Raw genomic sequence first — 16,675 nt, 5'->3', positions numbered from 1 at the left:
TCTTTCCGTAGCACTCAGGCAGTTATGAAGGCAGTCATGAAACGCATTCTGGCCCTTGCGGCGCTGACGCTGCTTTGCACAGCCTGCGCCAGCGGCACGCCGGCGTCGAACAGCGCGAGCGGCATCACCATGTACGGCACGATCGACGAAGGCATTTCGATCCACAAATAGCCGGCGCGACAGCAAGGCAGGCACCTCTGTGGCAGGAATTGATGGCAGAATGACGAAACTGCCACGCTCACTCGTGCGAGGATGAGCGCATTCGCTACCAGAAGGCTCCCGCTCCCATGCCTGCCGATACTTCCCGCGCGCGCCATATCGTCTTCGCCGTTGCGCCCGATCTTGTCCTGCTGGACGCCTGCGGGCCCATCGAGGCGTTCTGGCGTGCCGAACTCACGATGCGCGCGCCATCGTCGGCGGCGTCGCCTGCGAGCGAACCTTGCGCTTATCGGGTCACGCTCGCCTCGATCGACGGCGGCGTCCTGCCCACCTTCGCGGGCCTGCCGGTGCTGGCCGAACGGCTCGACGCGCTCGATCCTGCCACCATCGACACGTTGATCGTCCCCGGCGTCCCGATCGACGACAGCACCGTCCTGCAGGCCGAACTCGTCGCCTGGATCGCTGCCAGCGCGCCGCACGCCCGGCGCGTCGCTTCGGTGTGCACGGGTGCGTTCTATCTGGCCGCCGCCGGTTTGCTCGACGGTCGCCGCGCCGCCACCCACTGGCGCAACGCCGCCCAACTCGCGCGGCGCTTCCCTCAAATCGAAGTCGACGACGAACCGATCTTCATCCGCGACGAACGCGCGGGCCGCGTGGTCTGGACCTCGGCGGGCGTGACGGCCGGCATCGATCTCGCGCTGGCGCTGATCGAAGAAGACTGCGGCCACGCGGTGGCGATGCAGGCCGCGCGCCGCCTCGTGGTGTTCATGAAGCGCCCGGGCGGTCAGGCGCAGTTCAGCGAAGCGCTGGCGGCGCAAAGCGCGGCGGGCGGCGCGTTCGACGCGCTGCACGGCTGGATGGCCGCGAATCTGCATCTCGAACTGAGCGTCGAGCGGCTTGCCGAAGCCGCCTGCATGAGCCCGCGCACCTTCGCGCGCCGCTACGTGGATGCGATGGGGCGCACGCCTGCGCGCACGGTCGCGGCGATGCGCGTCGAAGCCGCCGCGCACGCGCTCGCGCAATCGCGTCTGCCGGTCAAACGGATCGCCGCCGACTGCGGTTTCGGCACCGAGCAGAATCTGCGGCGTGCGTTCGAGCGGCGCTATGGCGTGCTGCCCGGCGACTATCGCGCGCGATTCTCCGCGATCAACGCCTGATGTGGCGCGCCGTGGGATCGATGGCTGCTACAGCGCCGGCGGGGGCGGCGCTGTGTTCGACATCATGCACTCGTATAATCGACGGCACCCAGAACGATGTTCCCCCGACGAAGCGTCCGGAACACGCAATCACCGCATACACAAGAGCCGGAGCCGATATGAATACGCCCACGCAGCCTCTCGACCGTTCGGAAACGACGTTCCGTTTCCTCGCCGAGCCGAACTCGGTGAACTTCGGCGGCAAGGTCCACGGCGGCGCGCTGATGAAGTGGATCGACGAAACCGCCTATGCCTGCGCCGCGGTCTGGTCGGGTCGCTACTGCGTGACGGTGAGCGTGGGCAACATCCGCTTTCGCCGGCCGATCCAGGTCGGCAATATGGTCGAGCTGCGCGCGCGCGTGGTGGCCACGGGCCGCACCTCGATGCACATCCACATCACCGTGCACGCGGGCGATCCGAAAAGCGGCCAGTTGCGCCTGACGACCGATTGCCTGATCGTATTCGTGGCCGTCGACGAAAACGGCAATCCGATCCCCGTGCCCACCTTCACGCCCGAAACGGACGAGCAGAAGCGTCTGGCGAAATACGCGCTCGACGTGAAGGAAGCGCTGGACGCGATTGTCGATCTGAAGCCCGAGGAAGTCGCGCGCGGGCAGGTCTGACGCTGTCACGGCGAAGCCAAAAAAACAGGCGGCGAGGCTGGATGCCTCGCCGCCTGTTTTGCATTTCAACCCTTGTTTAAGGGCTTATTTCGAATTGCCAACCATTTCGCCCGGCTTGACCCATTCGTCGAACTGCTGCTCGGTGACGTGACCGAGCGCGAGCGCCGCCGCCTTGAGCGTGGTGCCTTCCTTGTGCGCCTTCTTGGCGATCTGCGCGGCCTTGTCATAGCCGATGTGCGGATTGAGCGCCGTCACCAGCATCAGCGATTCATTGAGCAGCGTGTCGATGCGCGAGCGATTCGGCTCGATGCCCACGGCGCAGTGATCGTTGAACGAGAGCGCGCCGTCCGCGAGCAGGCGGATCGATTGCAGCACGTTGTGCGCGATCATCGGGCGGAACACGTTGAGTTCGAAGTTGCCGCTCGCGCCGCCCACGTTCACGGCGACATCGTTGCCGAACACCTGGCAACAGAGCATGGTCACCGCTTCGGACTGCGTAGGATTGACCTTGCCCGGCATGATCGAGCTGCCCGGTTCGTTCTCGGGAATCGACAGTTCGCCGAGACCACAGCGCGGGCCGCTTGCCAGCCAGCGCACGTCGTTGGCGATCTTCATGAGGCTCGCGGCCACGGTCTTGAGCGCGCCGTGCGCGAACACCAGCGCGTCGGCGGCGGCCATCACTTCGAACTTGTTGGGCGCGGTGACGAAGGGCACGCCCGTGAGTTTCGCAATGGTCTCGGCCACTTTCTGGGCGAATTGCGGATGCGCATTCAGTCCCGTGCCCACGGCTGTGCCGCCCTGAGCGAGTTCGTACAGATGCGGCAGCGACGACTCCACATGCTTGATGCCGTGATCGAGCTGCGCGACGTAGCCGGAGAACTCCTGGCCTAGTGTGAGCGGCGTGGCATCCTGCAAATGCGTGCGGCCGATCTTGACGATATCGGCGAACTGCTTCGACTTGCCAGCCAGCGTTTCGCGCAGCGTCCTGAGCGCGGGCAGCAGGTGCTTGACGATGGCCACGGCCACCGCGACGTGCATGGCGGTCGGGAACACATCGTTGGACGACTGGCCGCGGTTCACATCGTCGTTTGGATGGATCTTGCGCGACTCGCCGCGCTCGCCGCCCAGAATCTCGCTCGCGCGGTTGGCGATCACCTCGTTGAGATTCATGTTGGTCTGCGTGCCGGAACCGGTCTGCCAGACCGCGAGCGGGAATTCGCCCGCATGCTTGCCTTCGACGATTTCGTCGGCGGCCTGCACGATGGCGCGCGCCTTGTTTTCGTCCAGCACGCCGAGCTGCTGGTTGACTTCGGCGGCGGCGCGCTTGATCCAGGCGAGCGCCGTGATCAATTCGGGCGACTGCTTTTCCGTCGAGATGCGGAAGTTCTGCAGGGAACGCTGCGTCTGCGCGCCCCATAGCTGTGCGGCCGGCACGGCGATTTCGCCGAACGTGTCGCGTTCCATTCTGACATTCTCATTGCTGGCGGTCATGTTGACACTCCGATGTGAAAGCGGCGCCGGCGTATCGGCGCGGCGCCGCATGTGACGGGGCGCTTGCGCAGGTTGGCTGGGCAGCGGCGCAGCGTGGCGGCGCCTGGGTGAGCGTCCGTTGAGGACGTCACGCCTGAGCTGGTTCTGGCTAAAGGGCGGATTTCCGGGTTGCACTGGTCGACGGCGCAGTGCGTCGCGAAATTGCCGCTGAACTTCGCGACGCTCGTCACAACTGGCTGTCGACCGGCAACAGCAAGAATAGCCCGGTTAGAAGATTCCGGTAAAAACCCGCACCAGGATCGAGGTTGTAGGTGCGGATCATGCCGTTATCCTCGTCGGTCCAGATGAGCGGCGAACTGGTGGCCGTGCCGCGCTGCGCGGCGATCTGTTCGGGCGTGGCGAGCGTGACGCGATAACTGATTTCGGGCGAGGTCGCGTGTGCGAAGTAGCCCGCTACCTCGTGCGCGATCGGCTGGCTGTCGATGGTGAGCGCGAGTTCGGTGTTCAGGCGCGCTGAGCGCGGATCGAGATTGAGCGAGCCGATCACCAGCGTGCTGTCGTCGATCACATAGGCCTTGGCGTGCAGGCTTGCGCGCGAACGCGATCCCGTGATGCCCAGGCGGCGCGAAGGGGTGCCTTCGGGCTGCGTCGGCTTGAATTCGTAGAGATCGGCGCCGGCCTGCAGCAGCGGCACGCGGTAGGGGCTGTAGCCCGCCTGCACGGCGACGGCGTCGGTGGCCGCGAGCGAATTGGTGAGGATCGCCACGTGCACGCCGCGCGCCGTGAGCTTGCGCACTTCCTGCACGCCCGCGTCGTGCGGCACGAAGTACGGCGAGAACACCAGCACGCTGCTCTTTGCGGCGCGAATGCGGTCGAGCAGCGAGCGCATCGCGTCGCCCAGCTCGCCTTGTTCCGGGCCGCCGATCTTGCCCGGCGAATCGGCCACGAACTGCCACTTCGCCCAGATCAGGCCCAGCTCGCCGCGCGTGATCTGCTGCGCGAGCGGCGTCGCGTTGAGCGGCTTTGCGTTGAACGGATCGGCGGTTTCGCTCCAGTGCTTGCGCAGCTCGTCGCGCGCGGTGTCGAGATCGTGCGCATCGAACTTTTGATGGTTGAGCACGCCCAGCGGATACGAGACGCTGCTGTTCCAGTACTCGTCGAAACTGGCCGACACGCTCGCCGCCACTGGCCCCGCGCCCAGCACGTCGAGGTCGCGGAACTGCAGCGTCGGGCTCGCGCTGAAGTATTCGTCGCCGAGATTGCGCCCGCCCAAGATCACGAGCTCGTTGTCCACGATCGTGGACTTGTTGTGCATGCGGCGCGTGAACTGATCGACGTTCGAAAAGAAGTTGCGCGTGCGCAGGTACATCGATTCGCTGGTGCTGCCGTACGGATTGAACACGCGGATCTGAATGTTCGGATGGCTGTTGAGCGCGGCCATCAGGCGGTCGATATCGTGGAAGTTCAGGTCGTCCACGAGCATGCGCACACGCACGCCGCGGTCGGCTGCATAGAGCGCGGAGCCGAGCAGCAGCTTGCCGGTCGTGTCCTCGTTGGCGATGTAGTACTGCATGTCGAGCGTCCTGGTCGACGCGCGGGCGAGCGCGACGCGCATCTGCAAGGAATCGGTGCCGGTGGCCAGCAGCCGGAAGCCCGATTCGCCCGGATGCGCGGCTTCGGGCGCGGCGAGCGCGACGCCGAGCGCCGTCGCGCTCGCATCGGCGGTGGGCAGCGCGGCGGTGTTCTCGCGCGGGTAGTCGGTCGCGGGCGGGCGCGTGGCGCAGGCCGTGACGAGTGCGAGAAGCGTGATGCTGACGAGCGCGAGGCCGGCACGCCTCAGGGCATGCAGGCGGGCGCGGGACGCATTCGGAACGGTGGGGGCGAGCAAGCGGATTCTCCTGAGCGTTGGGCGCCGGGCGTCCCCCCTGCCGGCCTTGCCCGTGCAGGTCAGATTCGCGTGGTTCGCGTGTTTCGATTACGTTGCGCCGCTGGCGGATTCCTGGCGGATTCTATCTGCCAGCGGCGCAACATGATCTCAGGCGAGCCACGGGGAGCGCGCCTAGCCGTGCGAGGCGCGCGTGCGCTCGCGCGCCTCGTCGGCGTCGCGTTCGCTGCCACGCGCCGGTCTGCCGGCCCAGAACCCAGCAAGCAGCGATCCCGAGAGGTTGTGCCAGACAGAGAACAGCGCGCCCGGCAAGGCCGCGAGCGGCGAGAAATAAATCTTGCCAAGCGTTGCCGCAAGCCCTGAGTTCTGCATGCCCACTTCGATGGCCAGCGTGCGGCACACGGATTCGTCGAAGCCGAGCAGGCGGCCGCCCCAGTAGCCGCCCAGCAGGCCAATGCCGTTGTGCAGCACCACGCCCAGCGCCACCAGCGGACCGACCGTGGCGATGCTCGCATGCGTGCCGCCCACCACGGCGGCGATGATCGCGAGGATCGACACCATCGAGACGAGCGGCAGCGCCGGTTCGGCGCGCCGCACGAGGCCGCCGGCCAGACGGTTCACGATCAGGCCAACGACGATCGGCAGCGCGACGATCTGCACGATGCTCATGAGCATGCCGTGCACGTCGACGACGATCGAGGCGTCCACGTAAAGGCGCGTCAGCAGCGGCGTCGCGAACACCCCCACCAGCGTGGAGAGCGCGCTGATCGTCACCGACAGCGCCACGTCGCCGCGCGCGAGGTAGATCATCACGTTCGACGCCGTGCCGCTCGCCACGCTGCCGACCAGCACCATGCCGGCGGTGAGGTCCGGGCTCATGCGCAGCGCGTGGGCGATGCCCCAGGCGGCCAGCGGCATCACCAGATAGTGCAGGACGATGCCGGCCAGCACGGGCGCTGGGCGTGTGAAGACACGCTGGAAATCGGCGAACGAAAGCGTCACGCCCATCGCCAGCATGATGATGGTGAGCAGCGTGGTGACGTGCGGCGTGACGGGCGCGACCGCGCCGGGATTGAAGTAGGCGAACAGCGAAACGAGGATGGCCCAGAGCGGGAACAGTCGGGTGATGGGGGCGAGCATGGGGCTGTGAGAGTCCGGGAAAGAGGGCGTTCGAGGCTCGGCGCCAGGGCAGGGCAGACGACGGCGCAGGTCGTGCGCGGACGCGCTGTCTGGTTATTTGCCTGGCGTTTGCGAGGCATGCGCCTGGCATTTGCGTATTGTTCTGCGCCCTCGTGGGACGGCTGGCGCACGGCGGTAGCCGCGCCTTGCCAGCCGCGTATTCTAACCGCCCGCCAGGCTGCGTCAGCCTGCCCGCGTGGCGGCTTCGCGCTGCACGCGGCGGCTGATGTGATGGAAGCGCCAGGTCATGAGCAAGGCTACGCTCGCCAGTCCTGCGGCAAGCCCCCACCACAGCCCGAGCGCACCCAGCCCGAAGTGAAACGCCAGCGCATAGCCGAACGGAAAGCCGATCCCCCAGTAGCCGAGCGTTGCGGCCAACATCGGAATGCGGGTGTCCTTGAGGCCGCGCAGGCAGCCCGAACCGACCGTCTGCATGCCGTCGACGATCTGGAAAATGGCGGCCACGCCCAGCAGCGACGCGGCAAGCGCGACGGTCTGCGCATTGGCCGGATCGTCCAGATGCAGATACAGGCCGACGATCCAGTGCGGCGCGAGCACCATCACGAGCGCCGACATCGACATGAAACCCACGCCCAGCGCCAGCGCAACGAAGCCCGCATGGCGCGCCGCGCCCGGCTGGCCCGCGCCGATCCAGTAGCCCACGCGCACATTGGCCGCCTGGCCGATCGACAGCGGCACCATGAACATCACCGAGGCGACGTTCAGCGCGATCTGATGCGCGGCCAGCGGCGTCGAGCCGAGCAGCCCCATGACGATGCCGGTGGCGAGGAACAGCGTCGCTTCGACCGCGAAAGTGATCGCCACCGGCCAGCCGATCGTAAAGAGCTCGCCCATCATCGGCGCGGTGGGACGGCGCGCCACGACGAAGTGCTGGTGCGAGGGCCGCAGATGCAGCAGCGCCATCAGCAGCAGCGTGGTCAGCCAGATGGTGATCGAGGTGGCCGCCGCCGAGCCGAGAAAGCCCAGATGCGGCAGGCCCCACGCGCCATGAATCAGCCCGTAGTTGAGGAAGCCGTTGAAAAACACGCTGCCGATCGACACCCAGAGCAGCCGCCTGGCCGCGCCGATGGCGGGCAGGAACGAGCGCATCAGCCCCACGCCGATCAGGCTTGCGGGCGCGCCCCAGCGCAGCACCGAGGCATATTCGCCGACCTGATGCGCGAGCACCGACGGCTCGCCGAGCGCCAGCAGCAGCGGTCCGGCAAACGAGAGCAGCACGAATGCCGGCACGGCCAGCAGCAGCGAAAGCGCGAAGCCCGTCCAGTAAATATGCGGCACGCGATGCAGATCGTCGGCACCGCGCGCCTGGGCGACGCTCACGCTCACCGAGGTCAGCACGCCCTGCAGCACCGTCACCACCACGAAGAACAGATTCGCGCCAAGTCCGCCGGCCGCGAGCGCGCCCGCGCCCAGCGAGCCGAGCAGCACCGTGTCGGTCACGCTCATGGCCATTTGCGAAAGCTGTGCGATGGCGAGTGGCGCGGCGAGTCGCGCGGTGTCGGCGGCGTGACGGCGAAGCGTTGGCGGGGCGATGGCGCGGCGTGGATCGGGGTTGCCGGGGTTGCTCTGGGCGCGCGTGGATGCGGTGGATCGGGTCATAAAAGCAGACGCGGCGCGAAGAATCGCGCCGCGTGTCCTGTGTTGGGTGCTGCTCGCGTCGTGGTGGGAGTTGGAAGCAAAAGACGAGATTACGCTTCTTTTGGCTAAAAAGCACCTACATGGTGCATTTGCTTTCGAAAGCCTTCGCTTTCGTGCTTGTGCGGCCCGCACGCCGAGGCGAACTGCGGACGCGAACTGTGGACGCAACCCCGCGACCCCACTACTGCGCTTCGTGGATCGCGATGCGCGTGTCGCCGAGCAGCACCGATTGTCCCGCGCGAATCTTGCAGGTCTTGCGCAGTTCCACTTCGCCGTCGACCTTGACCGCGCCGGACGCGACGATCACCTTGGCCGAGCCGCCGCTGTCGGCAAGGCCGGTGATCTTCAGGAGGTTGTGGAGTTCGACGTAGTCGCCGGTCAGGGTGAAATCGAGATTGGGCATGGCAGATCGGGAATCAGGAGCGCGCCGCGCGGGCGCGCGAAGGGTGAGCATGATAAGCGATCCCAGGCTTGCGAGCCGTCCGGGCGCGGTTGATTCGAGGGTGGATCGATGACTGCTACGCAAATGCTACCGGGCGGATACATCTCGGGGCCAGATGTTATGAAATCGTCAGAAAGTGAAACGGTGAGTAACGCTGCGGGACATCACGGGCTTCCTCAGACAAAAATGGCTTCACCCCAGCCGAGAAAACTGCCTCTCGAAGATACGCGCAGCACTGCGCCATCGACGAAGACAAGGAGGCAGATTCATCGAGCGGGAGCCGGATCGCAACAGGGCAATAGAAGCAACAGCGGCACGCAGGTATGGCCGTTGCGAACCGACTCCCGGAACTATTGCAAAGAGGATATGCCATGACTCAGATTCACAAGCTGCTTACCGGTACCGCTCTCGCCACCGCCGCGCTGTTCGCGCAAGGCGCGTTCGCCCAGACTGACGCTGCGTCGGCTGCGCCGACCCTCGCGCCGGCCGCCGCACCCAGCCAGGCGCCGGCCGCAGCCGGCGTCGCGCAACCCGCACCGGCTCCGCAAAACCTGACCGCGCCCACGTCGACGGATCCGCTGGTGCAAAAGCGTGAAGCGAATGCCCAGGCCAGTGCCGAATACCGCAGTGCCAAAAAGTCGGCGAACGCGGAATACAAGGACGCGAAGAAGCAAGCCAAGTCGCAGTACAAGTCGCAGGTCAAGGACGCGAAGATCAACCGCAAGGCTGACCGTGAGGCCAACGATTCGGAAATGAAGGACCAGATGAGCGGCCAGTCGGCGCAGCAGCAAGGCGCGGTGCAGCAGAGCGGTACATCGCAACCGTAAGACTCGCCGGCAGATTTTGAGGCATTGAGCGGCGGCCTCCGGCAACGGAGGCCGCCGTTTGCTTTTTCTGGACGCCAGAACCGGTTCGCGCGACGTTCGCGTGTAAATATCGCCAGATCACGGCGGGTTCGACGCGCTTGCAGCTGCGAGGTGTATGGATATACAGTATGCGTCGCCGCGTCGAGTACGACGCGCTTCTCCTCCGCTTCTCCTCCTTGTGATCCTGCGCCGTGTCCACTGTCACTCTTGCCGACTCCTCCCAAGCCGAAGCGGTCCTGCCCGATGTGACGGCTTATCTCGCGAAGCTCAATGATGCCCAGCGCGACGCCGTCGAGCATGGCGGATCGAACGCCTTCGCGCCAGGGGTGACGCTTCCGGAACCGCTGCTTGTAATCGCCGGCGCGGGTTCGGGCAAAACCAATACGCTGGCGCATCGCGTCGCCCATCTGGTGGTCAACGGCGCCGATCCGCATCGTATCCTGCTGCTAACCTTCTCGCGCCGCGCGGCGCAGGAGATGACGCGACGCGTCGCCCGCATCGCCGCGGGCGTTTCAGGCGTCGCGGCGACGCTGGCGCAAGGGCTGACGTGGGCGGGGACCTTTCATGGCGTGGGCGCCCGTTTGCTGCGCGAATACGCCGAGCAGATCGGACTGTCGCCCGCATTCACGATCAACGACCGGGAGGATTCCGCCGATCTGATGAATCTCGTGCGTCATGAGCTGGGATTGTCGGCGAAAGAGAAGCGATTTCCGGCTAAATCCACCTGTCTGGCGATTTACTCTCGGGTGGTGAATACCGGTGATTCGCTGCCGAACGTGCTGGCGCGCTCATTTTCGTGGTGCCTCGAATGGGAGCCGCAACTGCGCGCGCTGTTCGCCGCCTATACCGATGCCAAGCAGAAACAGAACGTCCTCGATTACGATGATCTGTTGCTATATTGGGCGCATATGTCGGCAGAACCGGCTATCGCCGCCGATCTTGCTGCGCGCTTCGATCACATTCTCGTTGACGAGTATCAGGACACCAATCGCCTGCAGGCGTCGATCCTGCTCGCGCTCAAGCCTGACGGGCGCGGGCTGACGGTGGTCGGCGACGATGCGCAGGCAATTTACTCGTTCCGGGGCGCAACGGTGCGCAACATCCTCGATTTCCCCACGCATTTCGATCCGCCTGCGCGGCAGGTGACGCTCGAACGCAACTACCGCTCGACCGGGCCGATCCTCGCGGCGTCCAACGCGGTCATGGATGCCGCCGCCGAGCGCTATACCAAGAATCTCTGGACCGATAAGGCCTCGCAGCAGCGGCCGCGCCTCGTCACGGTCGCCGACGAAGCCACCCAGGCGCGCTACGTGGTGGAACAGATTCTGGAGGCGCGCGAGGGCGGCATGGCGCTCAAGCAACAGGCCGTGCTGTTTCGCGCCGCGCACCATAGCGCCACGCTCGAAATCGAACTCGCACGCCGCAATATCCCGTTCGTGAAATTCGGCGGTCTGCGCTTTCTGGACGCCGCGCACGTCAAGGATGTGCTGGCCGTGCTGCGCTGGGCCGAAAACCCGCTGGACCGTGTGGCCGGGTTTCGCGTCACGCAGCTGATGCCGGGCGTCGGGCCGGCTACGGCCGCACGGCTGCTCGATCAGGTGGCGGCGTGCACCGGCGCTTACCGCGCCGCGCAGGCGCTCGCGGCCTTCGCGCCGCCGCTGCGCGCGGCGCAGGACTGGCCCGCGTTCACCGCGCTGATCGACAATATTGGCGCGCGCGCCACGCCTTGGCCCGGCGAATTCGAACGCGTGCGGCGGTGGTACGAACCGCATCTGGAGCGCAATCACGAAGATGCTCAGGTGCGCATGGCCGATCTGCTGCAGATGGAAAGTATTGCCAGCACGTACCCGTCACGAGAGCGCTTTTTGACCGAACTCACGCTCGATCCACCGGACGCCACCAGCGCCGAATCCGCCGATCCGCTGCTCGACGAGGACTATCTGATTCTTTCGACGATCCACTCGGCCAAAGGGCAGGAGTGGCGCAATGTGTTCGTGCTCAATGGTGTCGACGGCTGCATTCCGTCCGATCTGGGCGCGGGCAGCGACGAGGAACTGGAAGAGGAGCGCCGGCTGCTTTATGTGGCGATGACGCGCGCGAAGGAAGACCTGCACATCGTCGTGCCGCAACGCTTTTACGTGCATAACCAGGCGGCGGCGGGCGACCGGCACGTGTGGGCATCGCGCACGCGCTTTATCGGCGCGCAGATGCTGCCGCTGTTCGAATCCTGCGCGTGGCCGCCGCCGCCCGTGGTCGGCGCGCCTGGCGCGTCGGGACTGGCCGCGGCGGCGCGCGCAAAAATCGAAATCGGCGCAAAACTGCGCAAGATGTGGGATTAAAAGCGGGGAAGTGAGCGCAAGCAGATGCGGCGGACGCGGCGCGCGATGCCGCGTCTGGCAGGCAAATTAGCGCGGCTGGTTTCTCGGCGTGGGCGGCACAAAGAAGTTGCGCAGCCACGCGGCGAGGCGCGTGAATACGTCGTCCGGTTCCTCGACGAAGATTTCCGGCTTCAGCAGACGCAGATATTCCATGATCTGTTGCGCTTCCTGCTTCTGGAACGTGCCGTGCGTGATGCCCATGCGCAGCAGGCCGCGCAGTTCGCCCAGCCTTTCGCGCGCGAGACTGCCGCTTGCCTGTTCGCAGCCGATCTTCGCTTCATAGACACGCTGGCGCAGCGATTCCGCAAGCCGCCAGGCCGGCGTCTGCATGGTTTCTTCCAGCGTCTGGATGTCCTGCACGCCTGATTTGATCTGCGCGGCGAGCGGGTCGATCAGCGCTTCTTCGCCTTGCGCCTCGGTGACGATTGCGGCTGCCCATTCGCGGCTCTGTTTGGCCAGCTCTTCGGGCGTCCATTCGGGCCGCGACGCAAAGCCGAAGCCGAACTCGCCCGCCTGCCGCAGCAGTATCGACACGACTTCCGGGAATTCCTTGTCGAGCGTGCGCTTGGCCCATGCGTACTGGCCGCCTTGCAGCAGACGCTGCACCGCCTGTTCGGTGAGCGGCGTCATATTGTCGAGCAGCTTCGCGCGCAGGAAGTCCTCGAACGACGGCGTCAGAAACTGCGGGTCGAGCTTGAGCGAGACGCGCAGGAACGCGTCGAAATCCTTGCGCAGCGACGCAAGCGTTTCGTCCTTGAGATTGAGGGTGATGTGCCCCATTGTGGTTGCCCCGGTGTATTCCTGGCGGTGCCTGAATTCGCCTGGCTCGTTTTGAGCAGATCGCGCCAAAGCAGGCCTCGACGGTTTAACGGCGCACGGGGGCGAAACTTGAGTGGAGCGGGCCGAGCGTCGCTTCGAAACCGGCCGGAAGGCCCGCCGCGCGGGCTAGCGCAATACCACGCCCTGCCAGAAAAAGAACACGCCCAGGCCCACGGCGATGGTGAGAAGCGGGCGCTTCGTGAGCGCGCTCACGGCGATCGCCGCCAGTGCGCCGACGAGCTGAGGATTGCGCCAGCTTAACTCGGCATGCTGGCCGTGCGGCGAAACGGCCATCGGCACGATGATCGCGGTGAGCACCGTCACTGGCACGAAGCCTAGCGCCATGCGCACGAGCGGCGGGAACACGAGGCGCTCGCCCAGTACGAACACTGCGGTGCGCACGAGCAGGGTGATGGCGGCCATGCCGAGAATCAAAACGACGTAGTTCATCGCTGGCCTCCGGTGATGGCATGCGGCTCGCGTTGATCGTGCAATTGACGGGGCGGCGCGGGCGGCTGGCGATGCGTTGGAGCGGGCCTTGGGGGATCGCTATCGCTTTCGTCGGCGTCCGCGTTGAGATCAAGCGGCCTGCGCGTGCGCGACAGCATGACGCCCACTGCCACGCCCACCAGCACCGCGCCCAGCAGTCCGAGTTTGTACGGCCACGCCTGCCAGAAGAACGCGAGCGCGCCCGCGGTGATGGCGGCGGCCAGATAGCGCACGGCCACCAGTTGCGGCACGACGATGGCGATAAAGGTGGCGACCATCGCGAAGTCCAGCCCGAGCGACTGAAGCCCCGGAAAGGCCACCCCGAACAGCAGGCCCGCAGCGGTCCAGACCTGCCAGTTCAGATACATCGAAAGTCCCGAGCCGAGGAAGTGCCACGGCGAGACGTCGCCTGGCGCATGTCGGCGGAAATACGCCCAGGCGACGGCAAAGACTTCGTCGGTGAGCACGCCGCCGAGCACGAGACGCCAGCGCAGCGGCAGATGCGAAACATAGGGCGCGAGCGTCGCGCTATAGAGCACATGGCGCAGATTGACGATGAACGTGGTCGCCCAGATCACGGCGAAGCTCGCATGCGAGGCGATCAGCCCGAGCGCGATGAACTGCGCGGAGCCGGCGAACACGGCCAGCGACATCAACTGGCCGTGCCAGAGTGCGAGCGGCCCGGTGGCGACGAGCGTGCCGAAGATCATGCCGAAGGGCGCGGCGCCGATCATCATCGGCACGGTGTCGCGCGCGCCGGCGACGAATTCCTTGAAGCGGTGAGGGTGCGAGGTCAAGCCGTTCTCCTGTAACGGAGAACCAGCTTAGCGAGCCGCGCGGCGCGTGGCTTGTACGATCTTGCGCTTTGGCCGCAAACCCTGGCGGTATAAGGCAGGCCCAGATTCAGGCCCGCATTCAGGCTGTTTGCCAGCGTCCCGGCGGCACGCCGAACATGCGGCGGAAGTGACGCGTGAAGTGGCTCTGATCCGTGAAACCGTGCGCGGCCGCGACATCGGCGACAGCCACGCCCGCCCGCAAGGGCGCGAGCGCGCGTTGCAGCCGCAACTGCGTGCGCCAGGCGTGCGGCGGCAGACCGGTCGCCTGGGTGAAAAGGCGCGACGCGTGAAACGGCGACAAGCCGATCGCCTGAGCGAGATCGGCCACGCGCAGGGGCGTCGTCAGGTCGGCGGCGAGCAATGCCTTCATGACATCGACGCGCGGTTCGTGCGAACTGGCCAGCAGCGGCGTGGCGCGCGTGCGTCCATAGCGTACGAGCAGCGTCGAAAGGGCGTCGATCAGCGCGGCTTCGGCGGCCAGCAGATCGGGGGAATCCGTGCGGGCAGAGGAGTCGGGCGTGGCGCCGCTGGCAGCGTGCGTTTCCATCAGCAAGTGCGCGCGCGAGACGCGGCGGGCCAGATCGCGGTCGCGGATTACTTCGGCATCGAACCACGGTAGAGGCTGTGCGCTGCCAGCGATCTCGTTTGCGAGCGCGTGCAGATAGTCCACCGGCACGTACATGACGCGATAGCGCCAGCCCTCGTCCACAGCGCGCGCGCCCGTGTGAAGCTCGCCCGGATTGATGACGGGCACGCTGCCGGCTTGCGCGACATGATGCGCACCGCTGTAGCGATAGCACTCCGCGCCTTCCTCGATCACGGGAACCGTGTAGGCGTCGTGCCAGTGCGGGGTGAACGCGTGATCGTGATACTCGGCCGTGAGCAACTCCGCGCCGGGCAAGAGCGGCGAGCGCCAGTAACGGGCGTAATCGCGAAAGGCGGAGTGGGCCATGGCGCGGATCCGGCGCGAATCGGACGAGTATGCGAGACGTGAATGCGGCGAAGATCCTTGCAGTTTAGCGCACGGGAATCGTCGTGCCGGTGGGCATCGGTACGGCGGTGACGCTGTTCTTCGCGCTGCCGCTCACGACGCGGTCGCTGTAGGTGAGATAGACGAGCGCGTTGCGCTTCGTGTCGACCACGCGCACCACATGCAACGTTTTGAAGAGGAACGACATGCGTTCGCTGAAGACATCGGCTTGCTGCTTGAGCGGGGCGGCGAAACTGATCGGGCCGACCTGGCGGCAGGCGATCGACGCTTCGGTCGGGTCCTCGGCAATGCCGAGCGTGCCTTTCACGCCGCCGGTGCGCGCTCGCGACACGTAGCAGGTGACGCCCTGCACAGCGGGATCGTCGTAGGCCTCGACGACCACTTTGTCGGAACCGGTCATGCGGAAGTTGGTGTTCACGCTGCCGATCTGCTCAGCGTGTGCAGTGGCCATGACGAGCGTGCTCGCGCAAAGAGCCAGCGCGTGGCGCAGGCTGGCGGCGTGGCGGTTTGATGTCGTGCGCGATTTCATGCGGACTCCCGGAGATGGTGAAGCAACATTATCGGGCAGGGCGACGACAGTGCGCGATCGATAGCCGAATTCGCGCTGATGCCGCAACGCCAGCACATAGACGGCGTCGCGCTCGGGAGGATAGTGATAAAGAGCGATGTGGCCGTAATCGCTCTTTATCGCCGAATGCAATGACGATTACTTGTGGCAATCCGGTGGCGTCCCTTCAGTGTCGGTGCCCCACGTGTCCGCCAGGCGCGCACCGCTTTGCCAGTCGAATGGAAACCCGTCTGCTCGTAGTGTTGCCACGAGTACACCAGACCGGTACGCAGCCCTCATGCCAGTTCGCGAACATTGGATGCGATACCGCAAGGAGTGACGGTTTTCCGACGCTTGAAAAGAAAAAAGCCGTTGCGCAAAAACGCAACGGCTTTATATTTTGGCTCCCCGACCTGGGCTCGAACCAGGGACCTACGGATTAACAGTCCGGCGCTCTACCGACTGAGCTATCGGGGAACAGCAGTACATCTACAGCTTTAACTTCTTTAAAAAGTCCGTTGTGATTAACGGGCTTTTGAAAATTCTGGCTCCCCGACCTGGGCTCGAACCAGGGACCTACGGATTAACAGTCCGGCGCTCTACCGACTGAGCTATCGGGGAATCAACAAAAGCAGAGAACGAGATTCTAGGATGTCTGGCAGGGTCTGTCAACACCTGATCGTCATCTTATTTTCATGCCCGCGAAAAAATTCCGGCAGGGGATGACGAGGCCGCTAAGCGCGCATCAACAGACACGCCAGATGCTCGCCCGGCGCGCTCGATTAGCGGGCCAGCAGTGCGAGCTTTTCCTTCACGTCCTTGAATTCTTCGGCTTCGGGCAGCGCGGGCTTGGTCTTGGTGATGCTCGGCCAGTTCTTCGCCAGTTCGGCGTTCAGTTCGATGAACTGTTGCTGGTCGCCAGGCACGTCTTCTTCAGCGTAAATGGCGTTCACCGGGCATTCTGCGACGCAAACAGCGCAGTCGATGCATTCGTCCGGGTCGATCGCGAGGAAGTTGGGACCTTCGCGAAAGCAGTCCACCGGGCACACATCGACGCAGTCGGTATAGCGGCACTTGATGCAGCTTTCGGTCACAACGTGGGTCATTCAGGCAGC

Annotated in this window: 16 protein-coding genes and 2 tRNA genes; 5 read left to right on the top strand and 13 right to left on the bottom strand. The window is 65.4% G+C overall.

Annotation, left to right across the window (positions count from 1 at the left end):
* Positions 1-36 precede the first annotated feature (36 nt).
* From F4827_RS35035 to F4827_RS00800, 3 genes are all read left to right on the top strand, one after another.
* Positions 37-171: a hypothetical protein gene (locus F4827_RS35035; RefSeq protein ID WP_260174912.1), complete on the top strand. Its 135-nt coding sequence runs from the start codon at positions 37-39 to the stop codon at positions 169-171.
* Between the two features lie 116 nt (positions 172-287).
* Positions 288-1,316 carry a GlxA family transcriptional regulator gene (locus tag F4827_RS00805; protein ID WP_183720882.1) on the top strand — a complete coding sequence of 343 codons (1,029 nt, stop codon included), beginning with the start codon at positions 288-290 and terminating at the stop codon, positions 1,314-1,316.
* Positions 1,317-1,474: 158 nt separating this feature from the next.
* Positions 1,475-1,978, top strand: coding sequence for an acyl-CoA thioesterase (locus tag F4827_RS00800; RefSeq protein ID WP_167058886.1), 504 nt, complete (start codon positions 1,475-1,477; stop codon positions 1,976-1,978).
* An 84-nt stretch (positions 1,979-2,062) separates the two neighbouring features.
* On the opposite strand, the gene fumC is transcribed toward F4827_RS00800, so the two are convergent.
* From fumC to F4827_RS00775, 5 genes are all read right to left on the bottom strand, one after another.
* A complete protein-coding gene (gene fumC, locus F4827_RS00795; protein ID WP_260184396.1) occupies positions 2,063-3,442 on the bottom strand; it encodes a class II fumarate hydratase in 1,380 nt (459 codons plus the stop codon).
* A 253-nt stretch (positions 3,443-3,695) separates the two neighbouring features.
* Positions 3,696-5,357 carry a phospholipase D family protein gene (locus F4827_RS00790; RefSeq protein WP_183720888.1) on the bottom strand — a complete coding sequence of 554 codons (1,662 nt, stop codon included), beginning with the start codon at positions 5,355-5,357 and terminating at the stop codon, positions 3,696-3,698.
* 171 nt (positions 5,358-5,528) lie between these two features.
* Positions 5,529-6,494, bottom strand: coding sequence for a bile acid:sodium symporter family protein (locus F4827_RS00785; RefSeq protein ID WP_183720891.1), 966 nt, complete (start codon positions 6,492-6,494; stop codon positions 5,529-5,531).
* A gap of 222 nt (positions 6,495-6,716) precedes the next feature.
* Positions 6,717-8,153 (bottom strand): MATE family efflux transporter, encoded by a 1,437-nt coding sequence (locus tag F4827_RS00780; RefSeq protein WP_183720894.1) that lies wholly within the window; start codon positions 8,151-8,153, stop codon positions 6,717-6,719.
* A gap of 220 nt (positions 8,154-8,373) precedes the next feature.
* Complete coding sequence (locus F4827_RS00775; RefSeq protein ID WP_027817334.1) at positions 8,374-8,595, bottom strand: RNA-binding S4 domain-containing protein; 222 nt, start codon at positions 8,593-8,595, stop codon at positions 8,374-8,376.
* 410 nt (positions 8,596-9,005) lie between these two features.
* Between F4827_RS00775 and F4827_RS00770 the strand changes: the two genes are divergently transcribed.
* Together F4827_RS00770 and F4827_RS00765 are read left to right on the top strand one after the other, a co-directional pair.
* A complete protein-coding gene (locus F4827_RS00770; protein WP_183720897.1) occupies positions 9,006-9,461 on the top strand; it encodes a hypothetical protein in 456 nt (151 codons plus the stop codon).
* 230 nt (positions 9,462-9,691) lie between these two features.
* Complete coding sequence (locus tag F4827_RS00765; protein ID WP_183720900.1) at positions 9,692-11,839, top strand: ATP-dependent helicase; 2,148 nt, start codon at positions 9,692-9,694, stop codon at positions 11,837-11,839.
* 66 nt (positions 11,840-11,905) lie between these two features.
* Here the strand turns inward: F4827_RS00765 and F4827_RS00760 are convergent, their stop codons facing one another.
* The 8 genes from F4827_RS00760 to fdxA all read right to left on the bottom strand — a co-directional run bounded on the left by F4827_RS00760 (position 11,906) and on the right by fdxA (position 16,666).
* Complete coding sequence (locus tag F4827_RS00760; protein ID WP_183720903.1) at positions 11,906-12,658, bottom strand: DUF4088 domain-containing protein; 753 nt, start codon at positions 12,656-12,658, stop codon at positions 11,906-11,908.
* A 165-nt stretch (positions 12,659-12,823) separates the two neighbouring features.
* Entirely contained in the window at positions 12,824-13,147 is a 324-nt protein-coding gene (locus tag F4827_RS00755) for an AzlD domain-containing protein (RefSeq protein ID WP_183720906.1), read from the bottom strand.
* The gene (locus tag F4827_RS00750; protein ID WP_183721362.1) at positions 13,144-13,923 is read right to left on the bottom strand and encodes an AzlC family ABC transporter permease; all 780 of its coding nucleotides are present in this window, start codon (positions 13,921-13,923) and stop codon (positions 13,144-13,146) included. The genes F4827_RS00755 and F4827_RS00750 overlap by 4 nt, the downstream gene beginning before the upstream one ends.
* 178 nt (positions 13,924-14,101) lie before the next feature.
* A complete protein-coding gene (locus tag F4827_RS00745) occupies positions 14,102-14,974 on the bottom strand; it encodes an AraC family transcriptional regulator (protein WP_183720908.1) in 873 nt (290 codons plus the stop codon).
* Between the two features lie 64 nt (positions 14,975-15,038).
* Positions 15,039-15,542 (bottom strand): CreA family protein, encoded by a 504-nt coding sequence (locus F4827_RS00740; protein WP_183720911.1) that lies wholly within the window; start codon positions 15,540-15,542, stop codon positions 15,039-15,041.
* Positions 15,543-15,961: 419 nt separating this feature from the next.
* Positions 15,962-16,037: transfer RNA gene (locus tag F4827_RS00735), tRNA-Asn, on the bottom strand.
* 68 nt (positions 16,038-16,105) lie between these two features.
* Positions 16,106-16,181: transfer RNA gene (locus F4827_RS00730), tRNA-Asn, on the bottom strand.
* Positions 16,182-16,342: 161 nt separating this feature from the next.
* Positions 16,343-16,666 carry a ferredoxin FdxA gene (gene fdxA / locus F4827_RS00725; protein WP_183720914.1) on the bottom strand — a complete coding sequence of 108 codons (324 nt, stop codon included), beginning with the start codon at positions 16,664-16,666 and terminating at the stop codon, positions 16,343-16,345.
* Between the last annotated feature and the right edge of the window lie 9 nt (positions 16,667-16,675).

Origin of the sequence: Paraburkholderia bannensis (assembly GCF_014200455.1) — a bacterium.
GTDB classification, from domain to species: Bacteria; Pseudomonadota; Gammaproteobacteria; order Burkholderiales; family Burkholderiaceae; genus Paraburkholderia; species Paraburkholderia bannensis_A.
This window is presented reverse-complemented; position numbering and strand designations above follow the sequence as displayed.

What these genes read in the sequence shown, in the direction of transcription:
- F4827_RS00755 (WP_183720906.1), bottom strand. Translation starts at nt 13,147, where the DNA reads ATGAACTACGTCGTTTTGATTCTCGGCATGGCCGCCATCACCCTGCTC.
- F4827_RS00775 (WP_027817334.1), bottom strand. Translation starts at nt 8,595, where the DNA reads ATGCCCAATCTCGATTTCACCCTGACCGGCGACTACGTCGAACTCCAC.
- F4827_RS00805 (WP_183720882.1), top strand. Translation starts at nt 288, where the DNA reads ATGCCTGCCGATACTTCCCGCGCGCGCCATATCGTCTTCGCCGTTGCG.
- F4827_RS00785 (WP_183720891.1), bottom strand. Translation starts at nt 6,494, where the DNA reads ATGCTCGCCCCCATCACCCGACTGTTCCCGCTCTGGGCCATCCTCGTT.
- F4827_RS00750 (WP_183721362.1), bottom strand. Translation starts at nt 13,923, where the DNA reads ATGATGATCGGCGCCGCGCCCTTCGGCATGATCTTCGGCACGCTCGTC.
- F4827_RS35035 (WP_260174912.1), top strand. Translation starts at nt 37, where the DNA reads ATGAAACGCATTCTGGCCCTTGCGGCGCTGACGCTGCTTTGCACAGCC.
- F4827_RS00740 (WP_183720911.1), bottom strand. Translation starts at nt 15,542, where the DNA reads ATGAAATCGCGCACGACATCAAACCGCCACGCCGCCAGCCTGCGCCAC.
- F4827_RS00760 (WP_183720903.1), bottom strand. Translation starts at nt 12,658, where the DNA reads ATGGGGCACATCACCCTCAATCTCAAGGACGAAACGCTTGCGTCGCTG.
- F4827_RS00800 (WP_167058886.1), top strand. Translation starts at nt 1,475, where the DNA reads ATGAATACGCCCACGCAGCCTCTCGACCGTTCGGAAACGACGTTCCGT.
- F4827_RS00780 (WP_183720894.1), bottom strand. Translation starts at nt 8,153, where the DNA reads ATGACCCGATCCACCGCATCCACGCGCGCCCAGAGCAACCCCGGCAAC.
- fdxA (WP_183720914.1), bottom strand. Translation starts at nt 16,666, where the DNA reads ATGACCCACGTTGTGACCGAAAGCTGCATCAAGTGCCGCTATACCGAC.
- F4827_RS00770 (WP_183720897.1), top strand. Translation starts at nt 9,006, where the DNA reads ATGACTCAGATTCACAAGCTGCTTACCGGTACCGCTCTCGCCACCGCC.
- fumC (WP_260184396.1), bottom strand. Translation starts at nt 3,442, where the DNA reads ATGGAACGCGACACGTTCGGCGAAATCGCCGTGCCGGCCGCACAGCTA.
- F4827_RS00745 (WP_183720908.1), bottom strand. Translation starts at nt 14,974, where the DNA reads ATGGCCCACTCCGCCTTTCGCGATTACGCCCGTTACTGGCGCTCGCCG.